The 11,519-nt window shown below is 43.3% G+C and carries 8 protein-coding genes and 1 other RNA gene; 4 read left to right on the top strand and 5 right to left on the bottom strand.

Translation table 11 applies throughout. The features are described 5' to 3' along the window. Positions 1-7: 7 nt before the first annotated feature. On the bottom strand, positions 8-928 hold the full coding sequence (locus HMPREF0650_RS04880) for a FecR family protein (RefSeq protein WP_004348807.1): 921 nt from the start codon (positions 926-928) through the stop codon (positions 8-10). 502 nt (positions 929-1,430) lie between these two features. Beyond that, positions 1,431-2,888 (bottom strand): Do family serine endopeptidase, encoded by a 1,458-nt coding sequence (locus tag HMPREF0650_RS04875; RefSeq protein ID WP_004348806.1) that lies wholly within the window; start codon positions 2,886-2,888, stop codon positions 1,431-1,433. Positions 2,889-3,312: 424 nt separating this feature from the next. Here HMPREF0650_RS04875 and rnpB point away from each other — a divergent pair. From rnpB to HMPREF0650_RS04860, 4 genes are all read left to right on the top strand, one after another. Beyond that, positions 3,313-3,677, top strand: an RNA gene (gene rnpB, locus HMPREF0650_RS12435) — RNase P RNA component class A. Between the two features lie 68 nt (positions 3,678-3,745). Then, positions 3,746-5,107: a YihY/virulence factor BrkB family protein gene (locus HMPREF0650_RS04870; RefSeq protein WP_004348805.1), complete on the top strand. Its 1,362-nt coding sequence runs from the start codon at positions 3,746-3,748 to the stop codon at positions 5,105-5,107. Positions 5,108-5,221: 114 nt separating this feature from the next. Then, complete coding sequence (locus tag HMPREF0650_RS04865; protein ID WP_040562542.1) at positions 5,222-5,629, top strand: YkvA family protein; 408 nt, start codon at positions 5,222-5,224, stop codon at positions 5,627-5,629. An 879-nt stretch (positions 5,630-6,508) separates the two neighbouring features. Next, positions 6,509-6,886 (top strand): desulfoferrodoxin, encoded by a 378-nt coding sequence (locus tag HMPREF0650_RS04860; protein ID WP_004348801.1) that lies wholly within the window; start codon positions 6,509-6,511, stop codon positions 6,884-6,886. 113 nt (positions 6,887-6,999) lie between these two features. Here the strand turns inward: HMPREF0650_RS04860 and HMPREF0650_RS04855 are convergent, their stop codons facing one another. The 3 genes from HMPREF0650_RS04855 to HMPREF0650_RS04845 all read right to left on the bottom strand — a co-directional run bounded on the left by HMPREF0650_RS04855 (position 7,000) and on the right by HMPREF0650_RS04845 (position 11,516). Next, positions 7,000-8,676, bottom strand: coding sequence for an AMP-binding protein (locus HMPREF0650_RS04855; protein WP_004348800.1), 1,677 nt, complete (start codon positions 8,674-8,676; stop codon positions 7,000-7,002). A 295-nt stretch (positions 8,677-8,971) separates the two neighbouring features. Continuing rightward, positions 8,972-10,219 carry an ABC transporter permease gene (locus tag HMPREF0650_RS04850; protein WP_004348799.1) on the bottom strand — a complete coding sequence of 416 codons (1,248 nt, stop codon included), beginning with the start codon at positions 10,217-10,219 and terminating at the stop codon, positions 8,972-8,974. Between the two features lie 85 nt (positions 10,220-10,304). After that, complete coding sequence (locus tag HMPREF0650_RS04845; protein ID WP_004348798.1) at positions 10,305-11,516, bottom strand: pyridoxal phosphate-dependent aminotransferase; 1,212 nt, start codon at positions 11,514-11,516, stop codon at positions 10,305-10,307. Positions 11,517-11,519: the final 3 nt, after the last annotated feature.

Below are 11,519 nucleotides of genomic sequence, written 5' to 3'. Positions count from 1 at the left end.
GCTATAATTAATTGATTATATATGTTTGTTCGTCTTGCTTTTTAATTCTTATCGGTGTGATTGTCTCCATTGTTTCTATCACTTCTTTGATATCGTTCGAACTGCAGTTGAATGTATAGCTGTATTTTTTAGCAGCGTTCTCTTTGATGATGAAAGTGACATTGAAATTGCGTTCGAGCGTCAGCAGCACTTCATCCATCGGCGTATTAATGAAAGACAGTCTGTTGTTTTTCCAATCAGACGAACCATTATTGCTCGACACGTTCCTAATCGCACATGATGCCGTTCTACGTGCATAGATGGCCTGTTGGTTGGGCTTCATAGACCGTAAGGTGTGTTCCTTACCTGATTTTCCCACCAGAACATGTCCTTCATCCAAAGTTGTTACGATATCTTTGTTTTCTGGATAGGCTTTGATATTAAATTTTGTTCCCGTAACCTTCACCATCATATCGTAAGTTCTGACTATGAATGGATGCCTGGCATCTTTGGCGACTTGGAAATATCCTTCACCTTCGAGTCCAACTTCCCTGAGTCGGTCATAAAACCTATCGGGGTAACTAAGTTTAGAGTCAGAATTAAGAAATACCTTTGTGCCATCAGGGAGAACCACGAGCAACTTCTCACCTTTTGAAGCATAGATTTCATGGTGTTTAACGCTGGAATTGAGAAAGAGGTAATAAGAACTAAATCCGAGCATAAAGACAATAATCGCTGCTGATGTCCACTTGAGGACATTCGCAATTGGATGATGCTTCTTTTGCGTGATTACTTTCATGATGTTATTGAAAACACCGTCCATATCAAACTCTGGTGCACCAAGTTCTTCGCTGGCTCCTTCCTCATGATTGGTAAGCTGGTCAATGTCATGATCTAACATGTCCTCTATATTTTTAAATAGCTTCTCTCTATCTTTTGTATTCTTCATGCCTGTTTTTTTATAGAATACACATGAGGAAAATAATTGTATGTAAAATAAACGTTAATTAACCTTAATAGCATTCTAGACAGATAGTCAACTCTTCGAACAGTCAGTATGTTTTATTTTACAAATCCGAAGGATGAATTGGTGATGAAGAAATAAAACTTGGCGCTCATCACACTATCTCATTACTCTTTTAATGAGGCTCAAAAGAGGTGAAGGTTAATAGAAGTGCAAACCTCTGCTGTGTTTTTCATGGTTTTAATACAATCCAAACACCAACAAGTTTTGCACTTCGATTATTAATCTTCAAATAAAAGCACGAAACCGCCGTATGCCGAACGGCATGTACGGTGGTGTGGAGTTTGGTTAATGTGAAAAGTAGGGTAAGTATCCAACATTAGACGTTTACTGTGTTAATCAAAAAGAAGAGAATGCATGTGTAGAAACTTGCATTCTCTTCTTATCTAATATCTCTTTTGGGAAATACTTAACTTTGTTTAAAAGCTTAGCGATTGACCGTCACAGCAAAGTAGTCTCTCTTGCCAGATGGCCAGATGCCTTTGATGTAAAGCACGGGATCTTTACTTGTTGATGCCTTTTTTACAGCAGTTTGCAAGTCCTCTAATGCCTTCATTGGTATGTCATTCACCTCCAGAATAATGAAACCCTTCGAGATGCCAGCCTCTTTTAGTGCCCCTTTGTTAATTTTAATCACTTCCAAGCCGTAGCTCGTGCGCATCTGTTGCTTTTGTGCTGAGGTTATTTCTCTGAAGTTGCCCCCAAGCACATCAAGGTCTGCCACCTTGACAATGCTTGTGTTGCCCTGTGCGTTTTTCAGCGTAACGGTCTTTGTATTCTTTTTCTTGTTGTGCAGATAAGTGATGGTTATCTTCTCGCCAGGCCGCTTGCTGTAGATAATTTCCTGCAACTCGGCCATTTTGTTGATCTTTTTGCCATCCAGATTGGTGATGACGTCGCCTTCTTGCAGACCAGCTTCAGCACCCGCTCCTTCGCTCTCAACCTTGGCAACGTATACGCCAGAGTTGGTTCCCAGATCCACATCTTTATCCTGTTCTTTTTGCATGTTGATGTAGTTCAGCACGTCTTGCCCTTGAATTCCGAGCATTGCACGCTGCACTGTACCAAATTTCTTGAGATCGCTCACCACTTTGTTCATGATGCTTGTCGGAATGGCAAATCCATAACCGGCATACGAACCCGTTTGAGAATACAGCATGGCATTGATGCCTACCAGCTCTCCTTGTGCGTTAACCAAGGCACCACCCGAGTTACCTGCGTTGATGGCTGCATCGGTTTGGATAAAGCTTTCTACACCATTAGCGTACAAAGATCTTGCTTTTGCGCTGACAATTCCAGCCGTTACTGTATTGTTTAGACCAAATGGGTTGCCCACGGCAATGACCCATTCGCCAATTTTCAGTTTGTCAGAGTCGCCAATGGGTAGGGTAGGAAGCTTGCTTCCGTCAATCTTGATGAGTGCCAGGTCGGTAGTTTTGTCGGTACCAACCAGTCTTGCAGAGAACTCTCTATTGTCTGTCAACGTGACAGTTAGTTCATCGGCACCCTCAACCACGTGGTTATTCGTAACGATGTATCCATCATCAGAAATCAGCACGCCCGAACCAGTTGCTCTCTTCGGTGGTGTTTGCATTTGTCGCTTTTGTGTTCCACCTTGTCCTTGTCCGAAGAAATCGAATGGAAAACCAAAGAAATCAGAGAATGGATTGCTCGGTACCTCCACGGTTCTGGTCTTCGAGTTCTGTACATATTTAATGTGAACCACTGCCGGCAACGCTTTATCAGCAGCATAGGTTAAGTCTACTGGTTGTCCTGCAGCGGGAACTTGATCGCCAGCTGCGTTCACCTTAATAAACGAGCCGGCAGAAAAAGCAAGTGCGATGAGGCACATTGCTGTTAGCAAATAGTTAGAATACTTTTTCATTTAAATATGATTTAATTGTTCTTTATTTCTTTCATCGAGAATGTTCTGCCTGATAAGATGGCAAGCAATATTCTGTCATTTGTTTATAAGTGATGCAAATTTAAGCGCAAAAAACGTTAATCTGCCATTTTGTCCAGTTTCTTTATTCCAATTTAACAATTTGTTTTAACACATTAACGGCTCTTAAGTCATTGTCATGTGTTTTTACAAATATTGAAGATTCCAGGGCCTTTGTTTTTCAATTATCCCCAATGATTTAGGTTCGTCCAAACGATTAAGCGATGACGATGTCAGTCGTTTGGCCGCGTGTGTATTATGGTTTTCTGTTGGTGTGCTTCCTCGTTGCAATTCAATGCCCCAGAAGTAAAAACTTTTTGTTTCAACTCTTCATCTCTGTATTTTTTACTATCTTTGCGCTCATAAGTAAGTGTTCCGGCTCTGCCGCTGGTATCTTTTGGATGCGAGAGGAAAGTCCGGGCAACACAGGACGCTCCACTTCTGAAACTAGAAGCTATTGGTGACAGTAGGTGTCGGTAGAAGAGAATAACCGCCCGCAAGGGTAAGGGTGAGAAGGTGGTGTAAGAGACCACCAGCTGATGGGTGATCATCAGGCTGTACCATCTGGAGGTTGCAAGTTCGCGTATACCATTGTTTGAAGGTTGTCCGCCTAAACGTTCGCGTACAATGGAGGGTAGAATGCTAGAGTTGGAGGGCGACTTCCAAAGTAGATAAATGGCAGAGCGCCAACATCGTTGGTTACAGAACCCGGCTTATAGGAACACTTCTTATTTTTATGAAATCAAATAGCATCACCAAGGCAAGACATCAGTGTTTTGTCTTGTAATGAAGTACAATCTATGAACAAGTACATACAGCAAGTTCAGCGCTTCCTGACAGTAGATATCTGGCGTATTACACCCAAAGACGTCTCGCCTTTGCAATATCTGCTCATTAGCATCGTCAAAAAACTATCATTAGCTGTCAAGTTCTTCCTCACCAAGGGAACGGGCGATTTAGCTGCCGCACTCACTTATTCCACGTTGTTGGCCATTGTTCCCATCTGTGCGGTAGTGTTTGCGGTGGCGCGAGGTTTTGGTTTTTCTAAGTACATTGAACAGTGGTTCCGCAATGCCTTGTCAGGGCAGTCGCAGGCAGCTGAGATTATTATTGGCTTTGTTAATTCGTATTTGGTGCACACACAGAGTGGCGTCATCCTTGGCGTAGGCTTACTCTTCATGTTGTGGACGGTGCTTCGGTTGACGCGAACCATTGAGCAAACTTTCAACAACATTTGGCAGGTGAAGCACGAACGCACGCTGTTTCGCACCGTCACCGACTATCTTGCCATGGTCTTTTTAATGCCCATCTTGATTGTCTTGATTTCTGGTATTTCTATCTTCATGACCGCATTCGTCGACCGTGCGCAAGGCTATATGCTGCTCGCACCCATGTTGCAGATAGGGTTGAAGGTGATGCCTTTTATCATCATGTCGTGCGTGTTCATCGGTTTGTACATCTTCATGCCCAACACCAAGGTCAAGATTACCGCTGCCATCGTGCCAGGCATCCTCGCTGGTGTGGCCATGCAGGTGTTGCAGTTGTTTTATATCCATGGTCAGATGCTGCTGTCCAGTTACAATGCCATTTACGGGTCGTTTGCCGCACTGCCATTGTTCATGCTTTGGGTGCAGATATCGTGGACCATTTGCTTGTTTGGCGCACAACTGTGCTACACCAATCAGAACTTGGAAGATTTAGCCTTTATGGCCAATCCAAATGAAATTAGTCATCGCTATCGGCTCTTGATGAGTGCCGTGCTGCTCAGCAAGATATGCAACCGATTCGTTGAGGGAAAGAAACCTTATACCGCTCTTGAATTAAAACTGGAAACAAATATTCCGATTCGCGTCACCAACGACTTATTGTACAATTTGACGGAGGTGAATCTCATCAATTCGAGTGTTTGCCATGAAGATCATGATGGCGACCTAATCTACCAGCCAGCACAGACGTTGGATCATATAACGGTAGGCGACATGGTCGATAGATTGGAAGCATTGGGGCGGTGGGACATGCAACTTGATTTGCACGAGCAACTCACTTCAACGGATTGGAAGCATCTGTTCGACTTACGCAAGACCTATTTGGATCAGCTGCGTGATGTTCCAATCAGGGCGTTATTCCCCCAAGAAGTCATGCAAACAAATAATAATGCGTGAAAATACCCGTTATTTAATTAGGTATTGGTATCTTACCAACCAATTATAAACTAAATGATTGTTGAGTTTAATCTGCTTCATCATTATAACAGTAGAAAGGATTAACGTATGGAAATGAATTTGCCAGATTTTATGAAGTATAAAGACAAGTTCTCTAACTCTGGTTTTGTCGAAAAAATATCACGCATTGCAAAGCGTGCGGGTGCAAAGCTTGTCTATGCCGCACTCATTCTTTATTACACCTTAGAGAACGACAAGGTGTCGGTTAGGGATAAAGCCATCATCATTGGAGCGTTGGGCTATCTCATCAGTCCGCTTGATGTTGTGCCAGATGCCATCCCTATCGCAGGCCTCAGTGACGACTTGGCGGTATTGATTTACGTACTCCATAAGGTTTGGGGTGAGGTTTCTGACGAGGTCAAGCAAAAGGCCAAGGCAAAAATGAGTCAGTGGTTCGACCTTGACGAGATCAACTCGGCCGACGATATCTTTACTGAGCGTCCCGAAGACACGCCTGTTTAGAAGGCTGTACAGCTTGTCGTTACATATTAAAAGAATGTAAGATAAGAGTTCTTGTTGCTGTGCTAAAGATTCTTTGTTGGGCCTAAAGGCTTGAAAGACGTAAACCGTTCTTTTGCTTTATGTCATCCAGCCGCGTAGCCTTTCACCGTGTTACACCTCATTACCATTAAGCATACAAACCTGTGTGGGTACTGGATTCGTGTCTGATAGATGATGAATTTTCTTGACAACCAACTTCTCTGTGCTTGGCTTATTTGCAAGTAGATCTATCTGTTATCGCAAATAAGCCAAATATAAGCAGATTTCGTATATACCTATAATACAATTTGTTACCCGAATATCGTACTGTTTCGCCCATCTTTTTCATCATCTTTCCTGCCAAAAGCATTGCTTTTGGGCTTTAATATGCATGCTCTTGTGAGACAATCACCTATCTATTAACAGGCAAAGTGATGCTTGTAGTGCAATAAAAGCATTGCTTTTTCCTGTCAACACCCAATTTTTTCCTACCAAATCTCAATTGTTTGCTTCCTCATTGCCTATCGTTTTTTGCTAGAATGAAAGTTTTCATGGGGCGTTTTAAGGGCAAAAAACGGTTATAAAATCGTACATTTCTTGGACTTTGTGGCTCGAGGCATATCCTCGTTTTAGTGTGGTTATCAGTAACAGGGTTGTCGTTTTGCTCAACTATATGTGGTATCAGACCAAGTACAAGCAGTCGTTGTGCTTATTTTTACAAAGGGAAAATGAAATAGGGTAGAGGCATCAGGGTAAGATAAAAGAAGATGTGTAATTTGTATTTTTTTCACATTGAAATTGTTGTATCATTCTTTTATTTTCTGTATCTTTGTCATATCAACATTATAGAATACTAAGATTATGACAAAAAGAAACGAGATTTACAAATGTGAAAAGTGTGGTAACATGGTTGAAGTGGTGAATGAGGCTGCTGGTGAACTTACTTGTTGCGATGCTCCTATGAAACTTTTGAAGGAGAACACCGTTGACGCTGCGACGGAAAAGCACGTTCCTGTGATTGAAAAGATAGAAGGTGGCTACCGTGTAACCGTGGGTGAGGTAGAGCATCCGATGACGGAGGGACACTACATCCAGTGGATTGAGCTGATTACACCGACCGAAGTTCTTCGCAAATATCTTACACCATCTGACAAACCAGTGGCTGAGTTTAAGACCTGTGCGACGGAAGTTTGTGCACGTGAGTACTGCAATCTGCACGGTTTGTGGAAAGCAGAATAAGGCATTGCTTTGTCTTTCGCTTTGAATCATATAAAAAGAGACAATCACCAGCGTGGTTGTCTCTTTTCTTTCACTTTCAAATTCTTCTTATTCTGCAAGGCTGAAAAACGCCTCTATGCCTCATGTGCGTTCTGATAAAGATACCTCTTGATGCTCTTCTTCGGCGTTTTTTCAAACTCTTCATCATGTAATCTGATGGCACTCAGCTTGCTATAGGCTGGCAATTCGTTGTTCAGTTGTAGTCTGTTTTGTTCCATGACTTCTTCAATATCCGACCTTGTCAGCCCAATAGACTCTGCTTCATCCAAGTCAGGACATACCAATCCTACCAGTTTGTTGTTTTCTTGAATCACCACACTCTCGCTTACCATGGGCATAGCGTTGAGCCTATCTTCTATTTCTTCAGGGTAAATGTTTTGCCCACTCGCACCCAACAGCATGTTCTTCAAACGTCCCTTGATGAAAATATTGCCTTCTGCGTCCATTGTTCCTAAGTCGCCAGTGTGATACCAGCCATCAGCATCCAGTGCTTCTGCTGTAGCTTCAGGATTCTTGTAATAGCCCAGCATCACGTTTGTGCCTCTGGCCCAAATCTCACCGGGAACGTTCTGCGGATCGTTACTGTTGATCTTTACTTCCATGTGGTAGGCAGCACGACCGCAACTGCCGGGGACAAACGTCTCATGGTTGGCGTATGCGATGATTGGAGCACACTCGGTTGTGCCGTATCCAACGGTATATGGGAAACCTATCTTCTGCAAGAAATTCTCGATGTCCTTGTTGAAAGCAGCACCGCCAATAATGACTTCATGGAAATTGCCACCAAAAGCGTTGATAACCTCTTGTCCAATCTTCTCGTGAATCTTGGTGTTGATGACAGGCATGTTAAGCAACAGCTTCATCATGTTGTTCTGTATCTTTGGGTAGACCCGCTTCTTGATAATCTTTTCGATGACCAGCGGTACAGCAATAATTAAGGCAGGCTTGATTTCAGCGTATGCTTGAGCAATGACGGCTGGGCTCGGCAGACGGGTAAGATAGAAGATGTGGCAGCCCGTAATAAACTCATAAATGAACTCAAAGGCCATGCCATACATGTGAGCCATGGGCAGAATGCTTAACACATGATCGCCTTCGCGCATGATGCCGCGCAACTCGTGCTGGGCAAAGTCTGCGTTTCCCCACATGGCACGATAGGGAATCATCACGCCTTTCGAGAATCCTGTCGTTCCGCTCGTGTAGTTAATCAGTGCCAATTCTTCTGGATCTTGCTCGATATAGTAGTTGACATGTTCTGGTCTGAAGTACTTAGGATACTTTTTTCCGAACATCTCGTTAAGATGTTCTCGGGCATACGTCAACTTCTCTGTTCTGGAAACGAACAATGAATAATCGGGAATATAAACGATTCCTTCCAAGTCTGGCATCTCTTTTTCGTCGATGACGGTTGCTACTACGTCGCCGACGAACAGCAATTTTGCTTCGCTGTGATTGACAATGTTGTGTATTTGTTCGGCGGTAAATTCGTGCAAAATGGGAACAGCAACGGCTCCATAAGTCAGTGTTGCTAAGAATGCGCATGCCCAAGCCGCACTGTTTCGTCCACAGAGGGCAATCTTGTCACCCTTCTGAACACCGCTATTTTCAAACAAGATGTGCAGCTTTTCTATTTTTCGAGCCACATCGTGATACTGAAGAGTAACGCCTTTATAGTCAGTTAGGGCGTTCAAAGTCCAATGGTCGATAATGCTCTTTTGAATGAGGGCATTAAAACTCGGAATTTCTTTCATGCTACTTTCGATTTATCTTAGTTGGATTTTATTTCTGATATGAAAATCATTTAGTTGAATTTTTCGATGTCAGTGTAAATAATTCTATTGCACAATATTTAAGTTTGTGTGCAAAGATAATGTCTTATTTGCACATGTACAAGAAAAATGTGCATGTTTTTTCGTTATATTCAATACATATTTAATGTTTTGATAACTTATCTTTCTGGCAATAAAAGATAAAAGCAAGCCTGCCGTCACGAAAATGTTATGTTAAAGTAACAGGTGGAAAGTGGCGTAAAATGAGTGAAAGTGCTTATTCGTACCTCATGGATTTGGCCGGATGTATGTGGGAAATGAGGTAGCTTGGGGCTATTAAAACCACAACACTGATTAAGAGTGTCGCCACGTTTAGCAGTAATAAAACGGGGATATTGATTTCGACTGGTACCGTTGTTACATAATAAGTTTGTGGATCCAGACCGACTAAACCGGTATATCTCTGCAACAATACCAACCCAATGCCGATAAGATTGCCGATGAGAAGACCGCGCGTAATGATAAAGACGGCAAACCATAAGAACGTATGTCTAATCATCGCGTTCTTGGCTCCCATGGCTTTCAGTACGCCAATCATGGTAACACGTTCAAGAATGATAATGAGAAGTCCTGAAATCATGGTCACTCCGGCCACGGCAATCATCAAAGCAAGAATGATCCAAACGTTCAGATCGAGCAAATCCAGCCATGAGAAAATCTGGGGACTGATATCTCTGATGGTCTTTGATGAATAAGTTTCGCCGTATTGATCTACCGTTCTGTTTAAGCGATTGATGAAGATAGCTTCTGTTTCATCAACCTTATTGAAGTCTTTCACCGTGATTTCAGCACCTGATACCTGGTCTTTTTCCCAGCCATTAAGCTTCACAGCCGTGTAAAGGTCCATGAAGCAAGTGACATCATCATATTGAGCCAGGTTGGTTTGATAGATGCCTGCAATGGTGAAACGCCTCACTCTGACCCCAGCGTGGTCAATGAAATAAGCAAATATCCTGTCACCTGTTTTTAATTTCAGCTTCTTTGCCATCGACATGGACAGCAATATTTTGTTGCTGCTTTTTGTGTCAGAGAAGGCAGGGATGCTTCCTTCCATCAGATTTTGGTGGATAAAGGTTGAGTCAAAGTCAGGCCCAACCCCTTTAAAAACCACGCCAAGGAAGTCGGAGTCGGTTTTCAATACACCTTGTTTGGTTGCAAATCGTTGAACATGCTCTACGCCTTGTGTGTTTTTCAGCACCTTGATCAAGGAGTCTGTCATCTGAATGGGATACGATTCTGAGGTCTGCAGCGTCATGAAGTTAGCCACTTGGATGTGGCTTCCAAATCCAATGACCTTCGCACTGACAGCATGTTTGAAACCAAACACCACGCATACAGAAACAATCATCACAGCAAGACCGATGGCAATGCCAGCGGTAGCAATCCTAATGGCAGGTTTGGAAACCTCCGCCTTGTCACCGTTTACACTGTAAATTCTTCTTGCTATGAATAAAGGTAAATTCATCTCTGATTCTGTCGTTATAGGACGATGTCATTTGACGCATTGCTTGTGGAAAGAACTGGCTTGGCAATTCTTTACCAACCCTATGTTACAATCGTTCTGTATCCACTCTTCCCGGGTATTTATCTAGTGCCTCACGCAGCACTATCAGTGCTTTTTCAAGATCGTGTTTGTTGAGAACATAGGCGATGCGCACTTGATTGATTCCTGCTCCTGGTGTGGTGTAGAAGCCCGCTGCCGGTGCCATCATCACCGTTTCACCTTCAAATGAGAATTCTTCTAGGCACCATCGGCAAAACTTTTCACTGTCATCGACAGGCAATTTCGCTACCGTATAAAAGGCTCCCATAGGTATAGGAGAGTACACGCCCGGTATTTTGTTCAATCCATCAATAAGACATTTGCGCCGTTCAACATACTCATCGTACACCGTACGGTAATACTCTTCAGGTGCATCGAGCGATGCTTCTGCCACAATCTGTCCAAGAAGAGGAGGAGAGAGACGTGCCTGACAAAACTTCATCACGGCCTTTCTCACCTCAATGTTGCGTGTAATTAGCGCTCCAATGCGTATGCCGCATTCGCTATATCGCTTGGAAACCGAATCAATGAGGATGACATTGTCCTCAACGCCCGTCAAGTGCATGGCACTGATGTATGGTGAACCAGTGTAGATATACTCCCGATAAACCTCATCTGAGAACAAAAACAGGTCATATTTCTTTACTAAGTCCCTGATTTGGTTCATCTCTCTGCGGGTGTACAGGTAACCAGTAGGGTTGTTAGGATTGCAAATCATGATGGCACGGGTATGCTCGTTAATCAGCTCTTCAAACTTTTCAACCTTGGGAAGCGAAAAGCCTTCCTCGATGGTCGTTGCGATAGTCCTGATCTTCGCACCCGCACTAATAGCAAAAGCCATGTAGTTTGCGTAGGCAGGTTCAGGCACAATGATTTCGTCTCCAGGGTTTAAGCAACTCATGAAGGCGAACAATACCGCCTCACTGCCACCAGATGTAATAATAATGTCATCGGCCGAAACGTTGATGTCGTACTTTTTGTAATAGCCTGTTAGCTTCTCTCTATACGACAGGCAGCCCTGACTGGGCGAATATTCCAAGATGGTTCGCTTGATATGTTTGAGTGCATCCAAACCAACTTGTGGCGTCGGAAGGTCGGGTTGCCCAATGTTGAGGTGGTAAACCTTGATACCACGTGCCTTTGCTGCTGTCGCCAAAGGCGCCAACTTGCGTATGGGAGACTCCGGCATCTCTAATCCTCGAACAGATATTTCTGGCATATA

The organism is Hoylesella buccalis ATCC 35310, from assembly GCF_000177075.1.
Lineage (GTDB): Bacteria > Bacteroidota > Bacteroidia > Bacteroidales > Bacteroidaceae > Prevotella > Prevotella buccalis.
The sequence above is the reverse complement of the archived record's forward strand: the minus strand, read 5'-3'. Positions and strand labels throughout refer to the sequence as shown.

What these genes read in the sequence shown, in the direction of transcription:
- HMPREF0650_RS04880 (WP_004348807.1), bottom strand. Translation starts at nt 928, where the DNA reads ATGAAGAATACAAAAGATAGAGAGAAGCTATTTAAAAATATAGAGGAC.
- HMPREF0650_RS04875 (WP_004348806.1), bottom strand. Translation starts at nt 2,888, where the DNA reads ATGAAAAAGTATTCTAACTATTTGCTAACAGCAATGTGCCTCATCGCA.
- HMPREF0650_RS04870 (WP_004348805.1), top strand. Translation starts at nt 3,746, where the DNA reads ATGAACAAGTACATACAGCAAGTTCAGCGCTTCCTGACAGTAGATATC.
- HMPREF0650_RS04865 (WP_040562542.1), top strand. Translation starts at nt 5,222, where the DNA reads ATGAATTTGCCAGATTTTATGAAGTATAAAGACAAGTTCTCTAACTCT.
- HMPREF0650_RS04860 (WP_004348801.1), top strand. Translation starts at nt 6,509, where the DNA reads ATGACAAAAAGAAACGAGATTTACAAATGTGAAAAGTGTGGTAACATG.
- HMPREF0650_RS04855 (WP_004348800.1), bottom strand. Translation starts at nt 8,676, where the DNA reads ATGAAAGAAATTCCGAGTTTTAATGCCCTCATTCAAAAGAGCATTATC.
- HMPREF0650_RS04850 (WP_004348799.1), bottom strand. Translation starts at nt 10,219, where the DNA reads ATGAATTTACCTTTATTCATAGCAAGAAGAATTTACAGTGTAAACGGT.
- HMPREF0650_RS04845 (WP_004348798.1), bottom strand. Translation starts at nt 11,516, where the DNA reads ATGCCAGAAATATCTGTTCGAGGATTAGAGATGCCGGAGTCTCCCATA.